Below are 21,832 nucleotides of genomic sequence, written 5' to 3' on the forward strand. Positions count from 1 at the left end.
CTACATCTGGCTATCTAATCAATTGTATTTAAAACTGCCGTCATTCTGTCAAGACATTCCAACACCCTACTGCTTGGCATAGCAATATTGATACGCTCAAAACCATTCCCCTCTTCACCAAAAATATAACCTTCATCAAATGCAATTTTGGCTTTCTTTTGCATATTATACTCAAGTTTTTGGGGATCGCTTTCATAAGCATTCAGGTCAATCCAAACCAGATAGGTTGCTTCCGGCACAAACATTTTGGCCTTCGGTAAATACTTTTTCAAATAGTCCTCTATCAGTTCAATATTATTGTCCAGATAGTCCCGAAGCTGATCCAGCCATTCCTGTCCTTCGTTATAAGCCGCAATGGTTGCCACTATTCCAAAGGGATTCGCCATATTTACTGAGTATTTTCCCTCAACCAGATCCGTCCATTTCTGCTGCCAGTCTTTATTAGAAATAATGATATTGGATATTTGCATCCCTGCCATGTTAAAGGTTTTGGAAGGTGCCGTACAAACCACAATCTGATCCGCATAATCGGGAGCCACTTTTAAAAGAGGCGTATGAGTGACTCCTTTCCGTGTCAGATCCATATGGATTTCATCCGAAATAATCCACTTATTATATTTTTTTGCAATATCTACTAGCTGACGCAATTCGGTATTAGACCAGACACGTCCAACCGGATTGTGTGGACTGCATAAAATCATGCCCTTTATTTCAGGATCAGAAAATTTCTCTTCAAGATCGGCAAAATCCATTTTGTAGCCGTCAGCCTCGTACAAAAGTGAGCTGTTGCAAACCCGGCGCCCGTTGCTTGTGATCTTATTCGTAAACGGGTAGTAAACCGGGCGCTGAATAATCACTCCGTCTCCCTCTTCTGTCAATATATTTAATAGAAAAGCAAGTGTTGGCACCACACCGGGGCTGAAGAAAATATCTTCTTTCGGTATCTCCCAATCATAATTGCGGCGAAACCAACCGGTAACTGCATTAGATAACTCATCATTGCTGTACATGGTATAACCAAATATCTTTTTATCAATACGGGCATGCAGTGCATCTAAAATAGGTTGAGCACAGGCAAAGTCCATATCGGCTACCCATACTGAAAGAGAACCCTCCACAGCCCCTTCTGGCATCGCATCTAGTTTCGCTGCGAAAGTGCCGCTGCGATCAATCATTTCATCAAAATTATATTTCATAAATTTACTCTTCCTTACTATATTTATTAAGTCATTTATCTGCATTAATTCTGCTTTATATCATAATAATCAAAACGCAACCCAACCAGATTCGGTCAGAATAAACATCATTACAAAAGAAAGAAGCATAAAAGCAATAACTTTTGGTATTACCCACTTAAACCATTTAGGGAATGGAACACCTGCCATAACACAAGAACCAACCGTCCATCCCAGGAAAGGTGAAATCATATTCGTAAAGCCGTCTCCGTACTGGAATGCCTGCACCGCCAGATTGGGATCCATACGCAAAGTCTCAGCAATTGGTTTCAAAATAGGAACCAATATCGCTGCCTTCGATGTTGCAGACGGAATTAACAAATTGATAACAGAGATAATTGCGGTCATTGCAATGGAAGATACGGAGCGGTTTAAACCCATCAGCGGGCGCGTGAGCCCATAAACGAGTGTATGTATTACGTACCCTTCGGTTAATACCAGTGACATGACGCGAGCCAGACCAATGACAAAACCAACAAATACCAGACCTTGCAGTCCTTTCACAATCTCATCACCAATTTTATCAAAAGAGAATCTGCCTATAAAACCACAGATTATAGCAACCAATAAAGCTAATGCTGTCATCAGGTGCATCAGATATGCAGTATTTCCACCCATAAGGGGATATGCTACGATAACACCGTATTGAGCCAGGAATATAAACATAATTAGAATTGAGCGTATGGATAGACTTGTTCCAGCCACCAGCTTCTGCTCATCTTCTTCAGTAACCACTACACTGTCAGGATTCCAGCCTTCACTCCACATCAAAGATTTTTTCGGATCCTTACGAATACGTCTTATATAACGAAGCAGAAAAAATAGCCCCAATGCCAGAAAAATATTCATACTGATAAACATTGTGAAAAAGGCTCCGTAAACAGGTACATCCATCATCATTTGCGTTACAAACTGCTTTGTAGGACCAGTACCAAAACCTAACAAGGTTGCATAACTGGTAACACCAATAGCACAGATCGAATCAAGTTTCAGCTTTTTACAGAAAATAACACCAATAGGTACTACTGCAATCAATGCATCGGTCCCTCCAAATGCACCCAGATAAACCATCAGGATAAACAAAATGGAAATGAGGATGTTTTCATTGGAATCTTTGAGCTTATAAATAGCCCAATTGAGGAGCTCATCAATGGCACCTGTTGTCATAACAACTGCTGTCATTGCACCGGATATCAATACTGTCCAGATAACCAAACCAGATTCATTCAATCCATTTAGAACCAACTGCAGCATACGCCAAGGTGAAACCGGGCTTTGGCTGCCCTTGTAAATAAATTGCTCTCCCATAATCTTTCCATTGCCATCCACAGCAAACTCGCCTGCCGGCACAATATAAGTCAATAAGCAAGCAAACAGAAGAAGAGCCATCATAATCCAAAACAGGTGTGGCATCCGAAATGCCTTCTTTTCTTTACCAGGATTTATACTCATATACGTTCTCCCTTATCTTAAGAAATCAATTGCATATCTGGTCATAAATTCGGCTCCTTTTCGAAAGGCTTTTTCATCCACATCAAACCTGGGATGATGCTGAGGATAAACTTCCTCATCACTCTTACCGCCGCCTAAGATACCGTAAAACCCAGGATAAGCCTGTACCAAGTAACCATAATTGTCGCCCGCACAAATAGGATCCGCTTGATCTGAAATACGTAAACCTTCCATATCTTTTAAAAGTGTTTTCGCCCGTTCAAGCATTGGTATATTATTCATTACCGGCGGAACACCGCCATCAACAGAGAGTTCGCATATTACATTATGCGCAATGCCGATCCCTTCTGCCATACGTTTCATGAGCTTCAGAATCTTCTCTCCTCCCCCATCTTTATACCAGCGAAGCCCTCCTCTTAGCATCGCTTCAGAAGGAATGATGTTGCCAAGTGTTCCCGCCTGAATAATACCAACATTTACTACAGAGTGATCCAGAACATCATAGAAATTGGAAGGTATCGATGCAAACTGAAGAGCCAGTTCACAGGCCGCTTTAATAGGATCACAGGTTAAATCCGGCCGGGCACCATGCCCTCCTTTTCCGGTAATATTTGCTGTGTAACCCAAAGCACCAGCAAACACAGCACCAGGATAGAGCAAAATTTGCCCTTCCGGTATCGCACTCCAGATGTGCAGACCAATAATGCCATCCACACCGCCAATTTTTTCTAAATAATCTAATACTTCCTGGTAACCGCCCCCAATTTCTTCCGCAACCTGAAAAACACATTTAACTGTTCCGCAAAGTTCTTCCTTCACCTCATTGAGTACATAAGCGGCACCAAGCAGCATAGCTGCATGAGTATCATGCCCGCAAGCATGCATCCTGCCAGAATGTTCAGATGCAAAAGAAAGTCCTGTTTCTTCGGTGACAGGCAACGCATCAATGTCCGCACGAAGCACAAGTGTTTTTCCTTTTCTTTGCCCCTCGATTGTTGCCACAATCCCGTAATTGGGCAGCAATTTCTCGTAAGGAATCCCCATCGCTTCTAACTTCTTACAAATTCTTTCAGAGGTCTCTTTTTCTTCGAATGATACCTCCGGGTGTTTGTGAAACCAACGACGGTTTTCAATGATTTCATTTTCATGAGCATCAAATAATTTTTTGATATTCATAAATACCTCCTCTCCTTTTTTTGTGTGCATTGTAAACCACTTAAATAGTTAATGTGCTTAACTATGGTATCAATATACACTAAACCTTACAAAATGTCAATATTCCCCATATAAATATTGTGTTTTTATACAAAATAGACAACTATATCTTTTTAAATACCATTTTACCGAATTATAAAACACGTTTTTTGTAGTATTTTAACAGACACATTGTTTTGGGCCAAAATAGATATATAAGCACTTTGATACGAGGAGTAAAGCCTACTGCTGCATGTCTCGTTTTTTCAAAGTATCTGAAAAGTAGATAAATAGGAGAAAATTTAATTCCCTGGCTATACTAAAAAATAGCATTTTTTAAAAAACCGTGGTATAATTTGGACAAGTTCAAATAAGAATATGAATATATGGTGACAAACAATAATAGCGGAATATTACAAACTTTTCCTGTACTGACATTGATATGAAAAGGAGCTTATATCTCACATAGCAAAAAATTGATTGAAATAGAGGAAATAGAGCGGCTACGCTACTATCATCCTTTGGTGCTCACAATTGAACTCACACATATTAGGAGAGATAACTATGTATTATTCTACATTTTACCAATCGCCTGTAGGGCTGATGACTCTGGCGTGCGACAGAGACAACCTTCTTGGCCTATGGATTGAAGGGCAAAAATATCATGGCAATACGATACCCGGAGAAATGACGAAAAGAAATGACATGCCGGTGTTTGATACTGCAAAGAAATGGCTGGACAGGTACTTTTCCGGAGAAAAGCCAGAGATTTCCGAATTGCCGCTAGGTCCCATTGGCGGGGAATTCCGCCAGGGCGTGTGGAATATATTATGTGAAATCCCATATGGTAAAGTTATTACTTATGGAGACATAGCAAAGAAAATGGCTGTAAAGATGAACAGGATGAGTATGTCCAGTCAAGCGGTAGGCGGTGCTGTCGGGCATAATCCTATTTCTATAATAATCCCCTGCCACCGGGTCGTGGGGTCAAACGGCAGCTTGACCGGATACGCCGGGGGCATCGGAGTAAAAACAAAATTACTCGAATTGGAGGGTGTGGATACCTCTCTCCTGTTTGTACCGAAAAAGGGGACTGCACTTTAATGTCATTATGTCAGCCTGAAGCTGCCATAAATAAAGCAAGAACAGATACTTCCTTATAAGGTATCTGCTCTTGCTTACAAAACTATCTGCTGCCTTATGAACCGGATCATTAGTCAAAGAATCCGGTTCTTTTTTGGCTTAAAATTATCCCTAAGTTTTTTACAAGATAAATTTTTACTACTTTGCCTCATAATAATCAGCAATCCCCTTAAAAATCAACTTCCCCACCACAGAGCCACCGTCTAATATGCCGATGCTCCGCTCTGCCGAATATGCGGCACGTCCATGAACTGCCCTCATCTGCTTTGTTGCTTCTGAGCCTTCTGCTGCTGCTTTTACTGCCTCCATTACTGCTGTCTTCGGATCAGAAGCATACTTTACCAGGGCAAGGACTCCCGGATACAGAGAATCCAGAATGGTCTTTTCTCCCACTTTTGATTCCGCCTTTTTCATGATGTTTTCCACTCCAATAAGCATTGCTCCTGCTGCTTCTTCAAAGCTCACCACTTCTTTTCCCCTCAGCGCCTTAGCCATTCCCATAAAGCCAAAGGAAGTGATCGTTCCCAGAGAAGACGGGGCGGAGGCATTGAATACCTTGCCGCATGCCATCATCAGCCTTCCAAGATCCTTTTCCTCAGCAGTTTTTAAATACTCTGCCACTGCCCGGTAGCCGTCATCCATGGAAATCCCTAAATCCCCGTCTCCGTTTACCTGGTCCAGTTCCACCAAATAATCCCGGTTTGCAAGCATTTCCCCGCTGATCGCCTCAATGATTCCCTTTATTGATCTTTGATCCATACAATGGTCCCCCTATTTATTTGAATTGGTATAGAATGGAGATTCTGCCGGAGCCAGCAGCAATTCCTTTAATTCCTGATCCAGCTTGAAAATCGTTATAGAAAGGCCGGCCATTTCCATAGAGGTGGCATATTCTCCAATGTGGGGCATTATTATCCTGACTCCTAAAGCGTTAAGCATCTGATATACTTTTTTATAAACAATGAACTGCTCCTCTAAAGGTGTCCCCCCAAGTCCGTTGATCAAAACAGAAACTTCTTCCCCGTCTTCTAAAGGCATATCCTTTATGATCACATTTACCAGGGTTTCTGCAATCTCGTCAGCAGTCATCATTTTTCTTACCTCAATGCCTGCTTCTCCATGGATTCCCATTCCGATCTCGATCTCATCCTCTGCAATGGTAAAGGTGGGCTTTCCTGCCTTTGGAACGATGCAGGGAGATAAGGCAACGCCCATGGAACGGATGTTGTCCAGGGCTTTGGCAGTTACAGCTGCCACTTCCTCAAGGTTCATCATTTTATCCGCGGCGGCTCCCGCAATTTTAAAGGCATATACCATGCCTGCAACCCCCCTGCGTTTCTCCGCATTTTCTGCTGGAGAGCTGGCAACATCATCCTTTACAAGCACCGCTTTTGTCTGAATGTCATCAAACTCCACTTCCTCACAGGCCATGGTGAAATTAAAACGGTCGCCGTTATAATTTCCATATAAGCACAGCACTCCGCTGCCCCTGTCACAGGCGCGGATCATATCGGCCATTTTAGCCGCCGCCGGGGAGGCGAATACTTCCCCTACCGCACAGCCGTCCAGCAATCCCTTTCCCACATATCCTAAAAATACCGGAAGATGGCCGCTTCCTCCGGCCGTTACCACTCCCACCTTTCCTTTGCTGGCGGGATAATTGGATACCAGCACCTGAAAATCATTATGTAACAGCTTTAACTTATCACCGTATGCGCAGATAATACCTTCCATGGTATCCTGGACAAATGTATCCGCGCTGTTAATCATCTTTTTCATACAATCCAGCTCCTTCTATTGTTGAGACAGAAATCCAGCTAATTTTCCTCTACTCCCCATGCACCGCGAAGCAGCTCAGGATATGGATCCAGGTGCGCATAATCATTAAACCGTTCCAAGGTAAACTTATTTTTACTCTTTTGGTAATGAAGTTCCGTAATGCTTCCATTCTCAAAGGTGACTCCAATGGTCCTCCATCTTGCCATATCTATGCCGAGAACATGGCATAGAACTGCGCGGATCCATACTCCATGGGTTGCAATGGCAACACTCCCCTTATGATGTTCTGCTACCTCCATAAGCCGGGGCATTGCCCGATGAACCAGCTCTGTTGCTGATTCACCACCCGGATAGGGGATATCCACCTTCATCTCATCCTGCCTTGCCTTAAAATCCTTAAACGTTTCCTGGATCTCTTCGTCGGACAGGCCTTCCATTTGACCAAAGCACAGCTCCCGGAATTCCGGTATAATTTCATGGGGAACATTCCAGTATTGATTTGCATGGTATGCGGTTTCCTTTGCCCGAAGCATGTCACTGGAATAGACCATTTCGATCCCCCAGTCCTTCATTCGTTTTCCGGTAAGCCTGGCCTGACGAATCCCTTCTTCCGAAAGGGAAACATCCACATTACACCGTTTGTCGCATTGCCGCCCATGCCGGATCAGATATAGTTTCAAAGATGAGCCCTCCTTATTTTGCATTGGGAAATGAAATCTCTTTGGGATATTCCCATCTTTGCAGCTCCTCCGGCATAAAGCCCTCCGGCTCTTTTCCACCGCCTGCCGTCAATGCAAGATAATATAATTCTGCCAGCTCTTCTATATAAGCTGCCTTTAAAAATGCTTCGTAAATATCACGTTCATCCACTGCAACAGCACCATGCTTTTCCAGCAAAAAGCAGTCCGCTTCTAAACAGCTTTCAATGACGCTCTCCGCCAGTCCTGTGGTTCCGGGCCGTCCATAAGGGGCCACAGGGACACGAGCCTTTGTCAGCCCTAAATTAGCCACTTCATATACAACCGCCGGAAGAGGCTTATTTAACAAGGCAAATGCAGTGGCATAGGCAGAGTGTGTATGGGCGACTGCCGCTGCTTTCGGCCTCTGGCGGTAGATCATCAGATGCATCAGGGTCTCGCTGGTGGGTCTTAAGCCGGACAGATTTTCAATGACATTGGCATCTAAGTCCATGACAACCATATCCCTGGGAGTCAGTAATTCCCTGTCCACACTGGTGGGGGTGATTACCACATAACCGGTCTCCAGATCCCGTGCGCTGAAGTTTCCGGATTTATGCTTGCATAATCCATCTCTCTGCGCACGTTTTGCTATTTCACACACATCCTTTTTTAATGTTTCAAGCATTCTTTTTCCTCTTTTCTGCTTCGTTTTTGCCGATTTAATGAAATGGCTTTATAATGGCCTGCTACAGCAATTCCAGAATCTCATCTGCTGTTTTAGCTTCTTTCATCGCTGCCAGCTTCTTTTCATCCTCTAAAATATTGATCAGTTGGTTTAACGCTGCCAAATGGCTCTCATAATCCGGAGTTGCCAACACAAAAATCACCTTTACCTCCATATAATCATTTACCATAATGGTCTGAGGCAGGAGAAGCATGGAGAAGCCCACATCATATACCCCTGCATCGATCCCCGCGTGGGCGATCATAACATGCTCTGCAATCAGCATAATCTGCCGGTATTTGATGATATTGGAAATGATCGTTTCAACGTACTGGTATTTGATGATATTTTTGTACAGCAGGGGCACTGCTGCAAATTCTATGGCTTCTTTCCAGCCCATGCTTTCCTTAATGATCCGGATATTGGAGATTGTCAGCAGTTCCTTTAGTTCCGGTTTCCGTTTTTCTATCTTTCCTCCTGCTCCCTGATCGGACTGTACCATATACGAGTCAATTTCCATCCGGAGCTTCTGAAATACGCTTTCATTTGTGTGTTTCTTGATAATTTGAAGTATGGTTTCTACCTGGGGAAAGATTTCTCCTGAATTTTTCAGACTCTCAAACACATTTTTACGAAGTTTTTTTCTTCTTTCTTTGTCCATCAGCGGTTCGATCACAAATTGCTTCTTTGACGTTTTTAAGGGTGCCGTTGTAAACACCAGGTCAAATTCTTCCCCATAGTGATCAAATTGACGCGCCGACATATAGTTTAAAAAGTCGATTTCCGGAAAGGTCCGTTTTAAGGAGGTCAGGAGAAAATGGGATACGGTAACACCGTTCTGGCACACCACCACCGCACGGGGGCGTCTGTCAGTTTTCTCTTCCTCATCCTCTCTGCTGGTCTGGGCAATAAAAATCAGGGTGATATAAACCAGCTCGCTTTCCGGAAAAGACATTCCGATCAGTTTCTCCAGTGGTGCCACAGACTTTTTCACCATGTCATGTACTTCCTGGTAGGCAGGAAGTACATATTCTGAAATATCTGGACCTATGTGAAAATTATATCTGATACGGTACAGGGCAGGAAGGCTGTGGTTCATCAGCAGATGGAAGGTATCATCTTTATTTTCAAAGCAAATACAGGCGATCCGCTCAAAATTGCTGATCGTCTCCTCCACAGCATGGTAAACCTCTTCCTGCCCTGCAACAGCCTCTAAATGGGAGTTAATTCTCATGCTCTGGATATGGGCGGTAAAATACATGGTCTCATAAATACTGTTCACACCCTCGGCAGACAGGCAGGATTTGATCACCATATATTCCTTTGTTCCTGCCATATGACGGAAGGTTTCCGGAACCGTGTCTAAAACCAGGCCGTCCCGGATCCGCCTGAGAACCAGGATAAAAAAGCACCGGTTCACCTCGAACATTTCATCGGTAAAGCGGGTTTTTAATTCCCCTTCGATGGTTTCCGTCATATTCCTCATTTGCTCTACCTGCTTTGCGGTGATTTTTCCCATCCGGAAAACCATGGCCTGCCGCCCTCTTCCGGACAAAATATTTCGCAGTATAAGGAACAGCCGCTGCCTTAGGTCATATTCCCTGCCTTCCAGCCTATACCCCTTTTCCCTGCTGTAGGTAAGCTGGAGGCTGGAACCAGGCATTTCATCTTTTAATCGCTTTAAATCTGCCAGCACCGTATTTTTACTGGCCTTTAATTCGGCAATAAAATGCTGCAGCGACAGTTCCTGCTGCTTTGTCAGCAGCATCAGCTGAATAATATCCTCCCGCTCTTCCTTGGACAGCCAGACATCCTGATTTTCCTGTTCCAGCCGGTTGAAATCCAGCTGCTCAATCACTTCATTTGGGATGAGGATCCTCCCATTGTTTACCCGTTCCAGAATCGGCAGCTGCTGTTCCTCCAGATATTCATTAATTCTAGTAATTCCATACTCCAGTTGTTTTCTGGAAAGATGCAGCTTTGCCTCCAGATCCTTTCCGGTGACAGACGCACTATGATTAACAATTTCTTTCAAAATCAAGCAATTTCGTTGGCCGATTTTCATGATTTGCCTCCTAAGGAATCAGGCGGATATATCTTCCTTTTTTTCCTGAATCAGGCTTTTTGAATAAAGAACAAAGCATACGATCCACAGAACCAGAATGATCAGAGGAAGAAACTCTCCCTGCAGCGCCTTTACTGCGTGTGAAAATGCATAAGTAAATATAGGGCCGTCAATGCTTGAGTTGGAAATCATCTGTCCGGAAGCAAGCTCCACAGCCTTTGTGGTGTTGGCCAGTTCTGTCATAAAGGGAGCAAATGCAGTTCCGACCCACAAGAATACAGGCGTAAAAATGGTACATTGGATAAGCATCCTTAGGATGTTTCCCCTGCATACAAGGTACGCGGGCACTGCAATTGCAATATTAATAATGCCGGCAAAGGGCAGGATCTTATTTCCGGGAAGGATAAAGGACATAATCAGCGTCACAGGCACTGTCCAGATAACGGCCAGCCATATTTCATTTGCACCTCCAAGGAACGGCCAGTCCAGTCCGACATACATTTCTCTGTCCGCAAATTTACCCTGCATGAATTCTGAAACAGCATTGGAAATAGGCTCCAGGGCCTGCATGAAATATTTGGAAATTACTGGGAACAGGGTCAAAGCGGTGGCACATTGTATTCCAAGGGTCAGTATTCCTGCCAGGTCATATCTTGCCAAAAATCCGAAAATGATTCCCAAAAGAAAGCCTAAAATGTGATTTTCCGCAAAAATACCCAGCTTCTCCTTTAAGTCCTCTGCATTAAAGGATTTATTCAAGCCTGGGATCTTTCGCAGTATACAGTCCACAATATACATAGGAGCCGCAAGAAAAACCATCTTATGGGTACATGTAACTCCCGGAATGCCGGAAAGCTTTTCAATGCGGTGCTGATGGAAATCAGCGGATTTCAATTCAAACACCACCTGAACCGCCGCAACCGCAAATGCTGCCATGACATTGCGGGTTATGTAATATACTGCAACTGCCGTAAAAATTTTCCCCCATACATTCCATAAATCCGCATTAAAGGTATCCGTCTTTTTCATTGCCAGCATGATAATATTGATCACAATCACCAGGGGAAACATTAAAAAAGCATAAGGCCAGGACCAGGATATGGTTGACATGGTGGTCCAGCCCCCATCGGTAATGGGAAGATCAATGCCGGAAAACTTTAACATGGCGGTTGCCGCCGGTGTGATCACTCCGGTCATATAGTTGATCAGCATGCTCATTCCGGAGAAAGCCACACCAAGGGTAATGCCTGATGAAACAGCGTCTTTTACTTTCATCTTAACAATCAAACCGGCGATAATAATGATAACCGGCACAAACACAGCCGCCCCAAGCCCCAGAAAGAAATTAACCGTATTCGCTAACATCTGCATTCTCATTTACCTCCTTATTTTTATAGACTTTTCTTTTTGTAGTTTTCGATTGCCTTCAGCAGTTTATCAAATTCCTGGTCTTTCCCAATACCTGTCAGAAATGCGATCCCATTGATCACTGGAATGGGATATTCCTTGGCATTCTTTACAATGGTGATATAGGCCGCGCTGCCGTCCATATAGCGGTCAACGGACTTTAAATCTACCGCCTCCACCAAAGCATCCACCTTCTTTTCCTTTAACATTCTGTTTACCTTGCTTGCCACTGTCTGTGAGGTAGCCACACCGCTTCCGCAGGCCACAATAACTCTGATTCCCATAGTCAAAACCTCCTCCGATTTTCTTACGGCTGTTTATGATTCCATACCCTTGATGCCGCTGACCGCTTCAAAATATTCATCCGCTGTCCCGGCATGATTCAAACGCTCCATCAATTCCTCGTCCTGAAAGTTCTCCACCAATATCTGAAGTAAATCAATGTGCTCCTCTGATTTTAAAAATCCCAGCATAAAAATGAACCGGACCTGATGGATTTCATCATTATTGGCCATTTCCCTCCACTCAACAGCCTTCTTCAGCCGGATAGGAGCGATAAACGGCCGTAGGATATGGCTGGTATCCGTATGAGGGATAGCGACCGGGTAAGGCTTAATGGGAAGTGCTGTGGGATAACTTTCCTCCCTTGCCATTAGTGACTCCAGATAAGTGTCTTTTACAAACCCGTTTTTAAACAGAATGTCTGCCATCCGTTCAAAGACTTCGGTCTGATCCGCCGCTTCCCAGTCCAGCTGAACCAGTTCCCGAAATAACATATCCTTTTTCAAATGTAACCTCCTTCTATGCTTATCTTTTACCGGTAATTGTCAAAGCAATTTGTTATGTGCAAATTATACCATTGGGCTATTCCCATATCCACAACCATTGTGTACAATTATCAATTTTACCATTGCGCAAAATTGGACTCATGAAAGCAAAGTACCTGCAACGTGGGAGTTACTTTTCTAAAGAGAAACCCAACCATGCAAAACAGGCGAAAGCACATAAAAATACCCTGCAGGTAAGACACATCTTTATGTGTCTTACCTGCAGGGTACCATTGATCTCTGTTATTCTCTTTCCGTAAATTTCTCTACGATCTTAAGGAGGAGTTCCACCACCTTTTCCATGGACTGAACAGGGATGAACTCATATTTTCCATGAAAATTATAACCTCCTGTACACAGGTTCGGACAGGGAAGACCTTCATAAGACAAACGGGCTCCATCTGTGCCTCCCCGGATAGGGGTCACTTTTGGCTCTATTCCGATTTCTTCCATGGAGGCTTTTGCAATGTCGATTAAGTACATGTGAGGCTGTATCTTTTCCTTCATGTTATAGTAGCTGTCTTTTAAGGTAAGCTCCACGGTTCCTGGACAATAGCGGCTATTGAGATATTCCGCCACCCTTTCCATAAATGCCTTTTTTGCTTCAAATTTATCTTTGTTGTGATCCCGTATAATGTAATCCATACGGGCTTCCTCCACGGTTCCGTTCATGTGATCCAGATGATAAAATCCCTCATATCCTTCTGTAAACATAGGATTTTCCGCAGCTGGAAGCATATTGTGGAACTCCATGGCCATGAGCAGGGCATTTCTCATCCTTCCTTTGGAAGACCCTGGATGGATGCTGGAGCCGTGCACAATGACTCTTGCAGAAGCTGCGTTGAAATTCTCATATTCCAGCTCTCCCAATCCGCCGCCGTCTACGGTATAAGCCACATCAGCACCAAAACCCTTTACATCAAAGAAATCAGCCCCTCTTCCAACTTCTTCATCCGGTGTAAAGCCAATGCGGATGGTTCCGTGGGGGATCGACCGGTGGGACAGGAGATATTCCGCCATAGCCATGATCTCGGCAACTCCTGCTTTGTCATCTGCACCAAGCAGAGTAGTTCCGTCGGTTGTAATAATATCCTGCCCCTTGTAATTTAAAAGGTCCGGGAAATCGCAGGGTTTCATAACCAGGCCGGTTTCCTTATTCATCAGAATATCACCGCCGTCATAATTTTTCACGATCTGCGGCTTCACTCCTTCCCCTGAATAGGCCGGAGATGTATCCATATGGGCGATAAACCCAAGAACAGGTACAGCCTTTTCTGTGGTAGCTGGTATGGTAGCATAAACGTAGCTGTGGTCATCCACCATCACGTTTTCCGCCTTCATGGAGTGAAGCTGGGCTGCCAGTTCTCTTGCTAATACTCTCTGCTTTTCTGTACTGGGAACTGCCTCCATATCCTCTTTGGACTGGGTGTCAAAGGATATATACTTTAAAAAATTGTTCAATACTGCTGACATGATTCAATCGCCTCTTTTTCTAAAATTTTATTTTTCCATATTAATAATGGCTTTGATGGCACCTGCTGCGGACCATATGGACAAGCCGTAACCGATGGCCAGATCAAGGAAAAATCCGTTCCACATGTCCATATCAGACATCAGGCTTCCAAAGTTTGTGAAAATATAGACCAGGGTTTCAAAACTGGCTTCATATTGAAAATATGCCCTTACCATGGATACTGCATAATCCAGAAGATTGGCCCCTGCTATCATTCCCGCTGTTATTACAAGACAAATGACGGCTCCCTTTTTGTCCAGTGAACCTCCAAGCTTCTCATAACCGCTTAAAGCCAGCTTCAGCATTACAAATCCTGCTATCCCGGCGACAAACCCCACCTGTCCGATGAGCACCCACAACCCAACTCCCAAAAGCGAGGCAAACAGTGCGCCGATCACTCCAAGGAAGGGATTAGACGGATTCAGTTCAAGAGAGGCAGATATTTGAAGGGCTGCTTCCGGCTCCCCATGTTCCGGGCCAAGGGGATATCTATCTGGCAGGAGATCTTCCGGAAATTCCTCTTTTTTATCCGCTATTTTCTTTTTCACCTGGTTGATCAGCTCCTGGAACGCTGCTTCCTTTATGTGCCCTCCTCTTTTTATAAAGGCAAGGGTATGGTGTTCCCCATCCTTTGTTTCAGCCGAAAGCCTTTTTTCTGTTACGGTGGAGGTATCGTAAATCCTGTCAACGGCCTTGTACGGGATGATATCAAACCCTTCCCCGTCAGTAACCATATAATCCTCTGTCAGATAAAGCAGCTTTTTTCCATAAACAAGGGAAAGAGCTCCAGCCAGCTGTTCGTCCAGCTGAAGCAGCCTTTCTTCCGGCCAAGCTTTTAATGTGGTGCGGCTCCTCTTTAATCTCCGGCTGTTAAGGTTCCATACCAGAATCAGGGTTCCGGCCAGCGCAGCCGTAAATGCATACAGAAAAATGACAGAAATTGTTTTCCAGGCATTGGATACCGGTTTTCTTGTGGTATCCAGATAGTATTCTCCGAAATAGTCCGAAAAATTAGCCTCTGTCACAAGTTCCTGGCCCCACATATCATTGTAGCTTTCTATGGCATACTTCCGGATATCTTCCTCAATGGGCGCAGACATGCCATAAAATGCAGCCGGCTCCGGCGCTACCTCGGACTCATCATACAAATAGGACTGGATCCTTAAATACTCTTCAGACAGATCACCATGAACCTGTACAATAAAGGGCAAAAGCTCTTCGTCATAAGCAAAGTAATAATGATTCGTCTCCTTAAAATCCGACGCAAACTCCAGAGTCATCATCTGAGCCTTTAAGCTGCTGTAAATATCCGCCCCGTCATACACATGAAACTCCGCCGGTTCTTCCTTAAGTTCCGTGTTTCCCAAAAGCTTCATTCCCATTCCAGCCAGAAAAAAGGAAAGAGCAATGATATACAGGAGAACCACCGGTATCACCCAGCGGTAAAGCTGTGTCATTCGTTTCATCCTCCGGGACATCTGTGTTTTCATACTCATGGCCTCCTTTTGTCTCAATTTCCTAATTATACCATAGGGCGGTCAGGCTGTCCATTGCTGCAGGTACCAAAAGACGCTGGAAAGACATCAGCTTCCCAGCGTTTTATAAGGATCAACGGTTAGATAATTCCCTGGTAATATCTTCCCAGGACAGGCCTTTGTAAGCCATCAGCACCATCATATGATATAGGAAATCTGAAATCTCGTATTTCACTTCCTCTGGATTTGGATTCTTGGCTGCTATTACAATTTCCGTGGACTCTTCTCCCAGCTTTTTCAATATCTTGTCAAGGCCTTTGTCAAACAGGTAATTTGTATAGGAGCCTTCCTTTGGATTGGTCTTTCTGTCAAGAATTACTTTAAATACCTCTTCAAACACCTTTAAGGGATTGCTCTCCTGATATTCCTTTTTCACCAGATTCTGATAAAAGCAGCTTCTCGCCCCTGTATGGCAGGCGGCCCCGATCTGGTTCACCTTGGCAAGAAGTGTATCATTGTCGCAATCTAAGGACAGGGACTTTACATACTGGTAATGGCCGGAGGTCTCCCCTTTTCGCCAAAGGCTGCGGCGGCTTCTGCTGTAATAGGTCATGCAGCCGGTTTTTAAAGTTTCATAAAACGCCTCTTCGTTCATATAGGCCAGCATAAGCACTTCCCCTGTCCTGTAATCCTGGGTGATCACCGGGATCAGACCATCCTCATTCAGCTTAAACTGCCGGAAACTTACCGGACTTTCAAAGGTATCCACCCCGATCCCCAGGGATTTCAGTTCCTGCTTTAGATCCATGCAGTTCACCTCTCCGTCAAAGCTTCCCACCAGGCCCTCCACGTTTTCTATCACAAGGGCAAAGGCAAAGAGGGCCGCATCTTCCCCGCAGCCGGTGACCAGAAAGGCCTCCTCACAATCTGAAACGGCCTGAAGCTTTTCCTCCGTGATTTCCGGATCTCCCAGAATCATGACAGAGGCTCCCAGCTGGGCATATTCTTTGGTCCGCTCCAAATACGAACAGTCCGGAAGATAAGCATAAATCTTATCGTCTCCGAACCGGTCAGCCGCCTCTTTCATCATATCCACATTTTCATCCAGGCTTACGTCGAGAAACGCTGCCTTTGCTCCTGCGTAAAGATATTTCTTCACATCCTCCAGCCGTTTTACTCTTCCCCCTAAAATCACAGGAATATCAGACAGTCTGGCAATTTCCTTCATCAGGCCGATGGTCCGCTCATGATCCTCCTCCGATTCCGACAAATCGTGGAGGAAAAGCTCATCGGCTCCGCTGTCCCCATAAAAACAGGCAAGGGACAAAAGATCTTCCCCATAGCACATCTGACCGTCTTCAAGCCTGACGGCCTTTCCTTCCCGGATTCCAAAACCCGCAATCAGCTTTTTATACTCCATCATCATATCCTCCCCTGACGGCCCTGTTTTTCAAAGGCTTCAATAGCTTCTTTTAAATCGATCCGCTTTTCATACAGCGCCTTCCCGATAATTGCGCCATGAACACCCGCCTGGTAAAGCTGCCTTAAATCCTCCATGGAAGACATTCCCCCGGAGGCAATGATGTCCATTCCTGTTTCTTCTGTCAATTTTTTCGTATATTCCACATTGGGACCGGTCAGCATCCCATCCCTGGATATGTCCGTATACACCACATGGCGGACTCCGTACTCTTTCATCCGGCTGCAAAGCTCTGATGCGGAAATTCCGCTGATCTTTTCCCAGCCTTCCACAGCCACCATTCCGTCCTTGGCGTCAACCCCTGCCACGATCCGTTCCTGGCCGAACCTTTTCACCATATCCCGGATAAATTCCGGATTCTCTGCTGCCTTTGTTCCAATGATTACCCTTGCCACTCCCAGGGAGAGCATGGATTCAATGGCCTCTTCGCTTCGAATGCCGCCGCCTATTTCAATGGGTATGGATACTGTATCCACTATTTTTTTGATCACCTCATCATTCACTGAGCGGCCTGCCAAAGCTCCGTCTAAATCCACCAGATGAAGAAATGTGGCACCCTGAGACTGCCAGAGGGCAGCTACCTCCTCCGGTTTGTCAGAATAAACGGTGATCTCCTTAAATTCTCCCTGTTTCAAACGGACGCACTGCCCGTTTTTTAAGTCAATTGCTGGATAAAGCTGCATATATGATTCTCCTTTATAATGTTCCCTTTGTGGACAGCACCCCTGTGATCCTCTGGTCAGGTGAGGTCGCCTCATCTAAGGCCTTTGCAAAGGCTTTGAAAGTCCCTTCGATGATATGATGATTGTTCTCTCCTGCCAGTTTTCTGATATGCAGGTTCATTTCTGAGGCATAGGAAACGGCATAGAAAAATTCCTTCACCATTTCTGTCTCAAAATCCCCCACCCGTTCCGCAGTGAGCAAAACATCATAGCTCAGATATGGCCTGCCTGATAAATCAACGGCGCAGAGGATCAGGGTCTCATCCATGGGAAGGATCATGCTGCCGTAGCGCTTAATAGAGGCTTTATTTCCAAGAGCCTGTTTGATGGCAGTTCCAAGGACAATGCCCGTGTCTTCAATGGTGTGGTGGGTGTCCACTTCAAGATCTCCCTTTACTGATAAGTTCAGGTCAAAAAGACCGTGGCGTGCAAAGCTGTTTAACATGTGGTCGAAAAAACCGATCCCAGTGTGGATTTCAGCCTTTCCGGTGCCGTCTAAGTCAAGCTTTAACTGGATATCTGTCTCATGGGTTACCCGGGAAATATCTGCAATTCGTTCCATTTTTTATCCTTCTTTCATTGCTTTATTGTTGGATAAGTAAATAAGTCCGCAGTGCTAAATAAGTAAATAAGTCCGCAGTGGAGCTCGTAAAACCGCAGGTTTTACGAGCTCACGGGCATTCGCCCTATGGAATAGGCCATGATAAGATTTTCTTATGTGCAAGCACAACGAAAATCTTATCACGTCCTATTCCGCACTGCTCATCGCTATCGTGGAAAGAACCGCACTTTTATAGAATTGGCATGGGCGGTCAGATGCTCTGCTTCAGCAAAGGCTTCAATATCCTCATGGATCGCTTCCAGGGCTTCCTTTGAGTAGTAAATGATGCTGGATTTCTTTATGAAATCATCTGTGCTTAAGGCTGAGAAAAATTTAGCCGTTCCATTGGTCGGAAGCACGTGATTTGGTCCTGCAAAATAATCTCCCAAAGGCTCTGAGCTGTATTCTCCGATAAATATGGCGCCTGCATTCTGGATCCTGGTCATGTCCTCAAAAGGATTCCTGGTGATGATCTCCAAATGCTCAGGAGCGATCTCATTGACTGCTGCAACAGCTTCTTTCATGGTGTCCGCCACCAGAATATAGCCATAATTTTCCAGGGATTTCTCAATGATCTCTGTCCGTGACAGTTCTCTGGTAAACTGTTCCACTTCTTCTGACACTCGTTCAGCCAGTTCCATGCTGGTTGTAACTAATATGGCGGATGCCAGTTCATCATGCTCTGCCTGGGACAATAGATCCGCCGCCACAAAACGGGGATTGGCGCTTTCATCTGCAAGCACCAGGATCTCGCTTGGCCCGGCAATGCTGTCAATGCTCACATGGCCGTAAACCGCCTTTTTTGCCAGAGCCACAAAAATATTTCCAGGCCCTACGATTTTGTTGACCTTTGGGATGGATTCTGTTCCAAAGGCAAGGGCAGCCACCGCCTGGGCTCCTCCCACCTTATAGACCTCGGTAACACCCGCCAGATGGGCTGCCGTTAAAGTGACCGGATTGACCTTCCCATCCTTTCCCGGAGGGGTTACCATGGCAATGCGGTTCACTCCGGCCACCTCTGCCGGAATGATGTTCATAAGGACCGACGACGGGTATGCCGCCTTTCCCCCCGGAACATAAACGCCTACGCTTTCTAAAGGCGTGATCTTCTGGCCCAGGATGGTGCCGTCAGGCTTACTGTCAAACCAGCTGTACTGTCTCTGCTTTTCGTGAAACCGTCGGATGTTTTTCATGGACTTCTGAAGGATCTCCATGAGCTTTGGATCCACTTCCTTCATGGCCTCCTCAATTTCCTTTTCAGTCACCTTAAGGTTTTCCCCATTGATCTCCGCTTTATCAAATTTCTTTGTATAGGCAAATACCGCCCTGTCTCCATCCCGCTTTACAGATTCCACGATTTCCTGAACCGTATCCGCGTAAGTTTCATAATTATTGGGATCTCTTTTTAACAGATCAGCAAGAATATTTTGTTTGGAAGCTTCGTCCAGTTTTACAATTCTCATCGGTTCTCCTCCTGCAGCAGGATACGTAAATCATGGATCAGCTTTGTGATCCTTTCGTTCTCCCGTTTCATACTTACCTGGTTCACCACCATGCGGGCAGATAAGGGGGTAATTTCCTCCAATACCGTAAGCCCGTTTTCTTTCAGGGTGGTTCCCGTTTCCACAATGTCCACAATGACCTCAGAAAGCCCTACAATGGGCGCCAGCTCAATGGAACCGTTAAGCTTTATGATCTCAACCGTCTGGTGTTTTTTGTTGTAAAAATAGTCCTTGGCAATGGCCGGATATTTGGTGGCCACGCGGATCCTTTCATGATGCTTTAAAAGCTCGACCGCCGACTGGGGGCCGCAAACGCACATGGTGCAATTTCCTATCCCCAGATCCATGACCTCATATAGCTTTCTTCCTTCCTCCAGAATGGTGTCTTTACCCACCACTCCAAGGTCGGCTGCCCCATACTCCACGTAGGTAGGCACATCGCTGGCCTTTGCAAGGAAGAACCGCACGCCCAGTTCCTCATTGGTAAAGATCAGCTTCCGGGAATCCTTATCCTTCATCTCTTCACAGGTGATCCCGATTTTTTCAAACATTTCAAGTGACTGTTTTGCCAGCCGCCCCTTTGCAAGGGCAAAAGTCAGATATCTCATACGTTCCCCCGATTATTTTAAATATTCCGCCAGCGGTATCTCATCTGTACGGTCCAGAACAAGGTTCATGACCCTTACAGAAAAACCGCTGTGGTCCAAATACAGCAGATTGTTTAATTCCCTGCGCCTTGCATAGGCCTGATATTCTTCAAGGGAACGGGATATATCCTTTCGCTGAAGCTGAACTGCCATGCCGGAACTCCGGAAATGATCAGAAAGGCGGATGGCATTTTCCCTGGCTTCCTTTTCATAAAGGATGATGGTATTTACCACAGAAACCTCTGTCTCAATTTTCTGCCTGGAAAGAGCCAGCAAAAGCTCATCCACAGAGATTCCAAAGCCAACAGCAGGAGAATCCTTTCCAAACTGCTCCAAAAGCTTATCATATCTGCCGCCATTTACCACATAATCCCCGGTCCCATAGGTGTAAGCCTTGAAAATAATGCCGGTATAATACTGGTATTGGCTCAGCATCCCAAGATCATAGGAAATATAATCAGAAAGCCCATAATGTTCAAGGATCCGGTATACCTCCTCCAAACGCCGGAGGGCCCTTAAGGCCCTTGGATTGGAGGTCAGCTCCCTGGCCGCCTGAATCTGTTCTAAAGAGCCGAACAGCTCCGGGAGCTTTAAAAACACCTGCTTTAGCTCCTTGGAAATGGGCTGTGCCATGACCAGCTCTTCCACGCCGAAATAATTCTTATTTTCAATAAGCTCCCTTAAAGCTTCTTCCATTTCCTCATCCATGCCGGCCTCTTCTATCAGCCCTTTGAAGAAATCCACTTCCCCTAATTCCACCTGAAATTCCGTCAGACCTGCTGCTTTTAAAGCCCCGATCACCATGGCCAGAACCTCTGCATCCGCATCCGCAGAATCATCGCCGATAAATTCCACTCCAGTCTGGCTGGATTCTTTCAGCCTGCCCTGATAGCTGGAATTATTTATAAAAGTCCTCTCAATATAGCAAAGACGGATGGGCATATCCTCGTCCAGAAAATACTTGGCCGCACATCTGGCTATGGCAGGCGTCTCATCCGGGCGCAGCACCAGAGTGTGGTTATCCCTGTCAAAAAACTTAAACATCTCCTTTGCCTTGACACTTCCCCGGGATTCATTGAAAATATCAAAAAATTCAAAGGTCGGAGTTTCAATGTCCTGATAACCGCACAAATGGAAAACCTTCAGCATCTTCTCCTGCAGGGCAGCCTTTCTCGTACACTCTACTCCATAGATATCCCGGACTCCGTCCGGTGTATGTAACAGTTTATTTGCCATAACAACCTCCGTCTTCTGCTTCGCATATCCACAGTGAGCCGTCAAAAAAGCAGTGAAGAAAATTATTTTCACGACTCATCATTTTTTACCACTTTCTTATAGTAAAGTGATAATTCGATAACGTGTAGTCAATTATAGGGGAAAAAGTGG

At 45.1% G+C, this 21,832-nt stretch carries 20 protein-coding genes; 1 reads left to right on the plus strand and 19 read right to left on the minus strand.

Annotated elements, in window-relative coordinates; translation table 11 throughout:
• Positions 1-14: 14 nt before the first annotated feature.
• The 3 genes from K401_RS0124795 to K401_RS0124805 form a co-directional block, all read right to left on the minus strand.
• A complete protein-coding gene (locus K401_RS0124795) occupies positions 15-1,196 on the minus strand; it encodes a MalY/PatB family protein (RefSeq protein WP_024295476.1) in 1,182 nt (393 codons plus the stop codon).
• A gap of 69 nt (positions 1,197-1,265) precedes the next feature.
• Positions 1,266-2,687 carry an AbgT family transporter gene (locus tag K401_RS0124800; RefSeq protein WP_029700995.1) on the minus strand — a complete coding sequence of 474 codons (1,422 nt, stop codon included), beginning with the start codon at positions 2,685-2,687 and terminating at the stop codon, positions 1,266-1,268.
• 12 nt (positions 2,688-2,699) lie between these two features.
• Positions 2,700-3,863 carry a M20 metallopeptidase family protein gene (locus K401_RS0124805; protein WP_024295478.1) on the minus strand — a complete coding sequence of 388 codons (1,164 nt, stop codon included), beginning with the start codon at positions 3,861-3,863 and terminating at the stop codon, positions 2,700-2,702.
• A gap of 582 nt (positions 3,864-4,445) precedes the next feature.
• On the opposite strand from K401_RS0124805, the gene K401_RS0124810 reads away from it, so the two are divergent.
• A complete protein-coding gene (locus K401_RS0124810; protein WP_024295479.1) occupies positions 4,446-4,985 on the plus strand; it encodes a methylated-DNA--[protein]-cysteine S-methyltransferase in 540 nt (179 codons plus the stop codon).
• Positions 4,986-5,162: 177 nt separating this feature from the next.
• On the opposite strand, the gene K401_RS0124815 is transcribed toward K401_RS0124810, so the two are convergent.
• The 16 genes from K401_RS0124815 to hisZ form a co-directional block, all read right to left on the minus strand.
• Positions 5,163-5,783 (minus strand): dihydroxyacetone kinase subunit L, encoded by a 621-nt coding sequence (locus tag K401_RS0124815; protein ID WP_024295480.1) that lies wholly within the window; start codon positions 5,781-5,783, stop codon positions 5,163-5,165.
• A 12-nt stretch (positions 5,784-5,795) separates the two neighbouring features.
• Positions 5,796-6,803, minus strand: a complete 1,008-nt coding sequence (locus tag K401_RS0124820) for a dihydroxyacetone kinase subunit DhaK (protein WP_024295481.1) — start codon at positions 6,801-6,803, stop codon at positions 5,796-5,798.
• Between the two features lie 38 nt (positions 6,804-6,841).
• Positions 6,842-7,483: a histidine phosphatase family protein gene (locus K401_RS0124825; RefSeq protein WP_024295482.1), complete on the minus strand. Its 642-nt coding sequence runs from the start codon at positions 7,481-7,483 to the stop codon at positions 6,842-6,844.
• Positions 7,484-7,496: 13 nt separating this feature from the next.
• Entirely contained in the window at positions 7,497-8,168 is a 672-nt protein-coding gene (locus tag K401_RS0124830) for a class II aldolase/adducin family protein (protein ID WP_024295483.1), read from the minus strand.
• A 61-nt stretch (positions 8,169-8,229) separates the two neighbouring features.
• Entirely contained in the window at positions 8,230-10,272 is a 2,043-nt protein-coding gene (locus tag K401_RS0124835) for a BglG family transcription antiterminator (RefSeq protein ID WP_024295484.1), read from the minus strand.
• An 18-nt stretch (positions 10,273-10,290) separates the two neighbouring features.
• Entirely contained in the window at positions 10,291-11,643 is a 1,353-nt protein-coding gene (locus K401_RS0124840) for a PTS galactitol transporter subunit IIC (RefSeq protein WP_024295485.1), read from the minus strand.
• Positions 11,644-11,663: 20 nt separating this feature from the next.
• Positions 11,664-11,963: a PTS sugar transporter subunit IIB gene (locus K401_RS0124845; protein ID WP_024295486.1), complete on the minus strand. Its 300-nt coding sequence runs from the start codon at positions 11,961-11,963 to the stop codon at positions 11,664-11,666.
• 33 nt (positions 11,964-11,996) lie between these two features.
• Positions 11,997-12,467 (minus strand): PTS sugar transporter subunit IIA, encoded by a 471-nt coding sequence (locus K401_RS0124850; RefSeq protein WP_024295487.1) that lies wholly within the window; start codon positions 12,465-12,467, stop codon positions 11,997-11,999.
• Between the two features lie 282 nt (positions 12,468-12,749).
• Positions 12,750-13,979 carry a peptidase T gene (pepT, locus tag K401_RS0124855; RefSeq protein ID WP_024295488.1) on the minus strand — a complete coding sequence of 410 codons (1,230 nt, stop codon included), beginning with the start codon at positions 13,977-13,979 and terminating at the stop codon, positions 12,750-12,752.
• Positions 13,980-14,006: 27 nt separating this feature from the next.
• On the minus strand, positions 14,007-15,509 hold the full coding sequence (locus tag K401_RS0124860) for a hypothetical protein (RefSeq protein ID WP_024295489.1): 1,503 nt from the start codon (positions 15,507-15,509) through the stop codon (positions 14,007-14,009).
• A gap of 118 nt (positions 15,510-15,627) precedes the next feature.
• Positions 15,628-16,917 carry a bifunctional phosphoribosyl-AMP cyclohydrolase/phosphoribosyl-ATP diphosphatase HisIE gene (gene hisIE, locus K401_RS0124865; RefSeq protein WP_024295490.1) on the minus strand — a complete coding sequence of 430 codons (1,290 nt, stop codon included), beginning with the start codon at positions 16,915-16,917 and terminating at the stop codon, positions 15,628-15,630.
• A complete protein-coding gene (gene hisA, locus K401_RS0124870) occupies positions 16,917-17,657 on the minus strand; it encodes a 1-(5-phosphoribosyl)-5-[(5-phosphoribosylamino)methylideneamino]imidazole-4-carboxamide isomerase (protein WP_024295491.1) in 741 nt (246 codons plus the stop codon). The genes hisIE and hisA overlap by 1 nt, the downstream gene beginning before the upstream one ends.
• A gap of 13 nt (positions 17,658-17,670) precedes the next feature.
• The gene (hisB, locus tag K401_RS0124875; RefSeq protein WP_024295492.1) at positions 17,671-18,258 is read right to left on the minus strand and encodes an imidazoleglycerol-phosphate dehydratase HisB; all 588 of its coding nucleotides are present in this window, start codon (positions 18,256-18,258) and stop codon (positions 17,671-17,673) included.
• A 206-nt stretch (positions 18,259-18,464) separates the two neighbouring features.
• Complete coding sequence (gene hisD, locus K401_RS0124880) at positions 18,465-19,760, minus strand: histidinol dehydrogenase (RefSeq protein ID WP_024295493.1); 1,296 nt, start codon at positions 19,758-19,760, stop codon at positions 18,465-18,467.
• Positions 19,757-20,407 (minus strand): ATP phosphoribosyltransferase, encoded by a 651-nt coding sequence (gene hisG, locus K401_RS0124885; RefSeq protein WP_024295494.1) that lies wholly within the window; start codon positions 20,405-20,407, stop codon positions 19,757-19,759. Before hisG ends, hisD begins: the two co-directional genes overlap by 4 nt.
• Positions 20,408-20,419: 12 nt before the next feature.
• Positions 20,420-21,682: an ATP phosphoribosyltransferase regulatory subunit gene (gene hisZ, locus K401_RS0124890; RefSeq protein ID WP_024295495.1), complete on the minus strand. Its 1,263-nt coding sequence runs from the start codon at positions 21,680-21,682 to the stop codon at positions 20,420-20,422.
• Positions 21,683-21,832: the final 150 nt, after the last annotated feature.

The organism is Lacrimispora indolis DSM 755 (assembly GCF_000526995.1).
Classification (GTDB): Bacteria; Bacillota; Clostridia; order Lachnospirales; family Lachnospiraceae; genus Lacrimispora; species Lacrimispora indolis.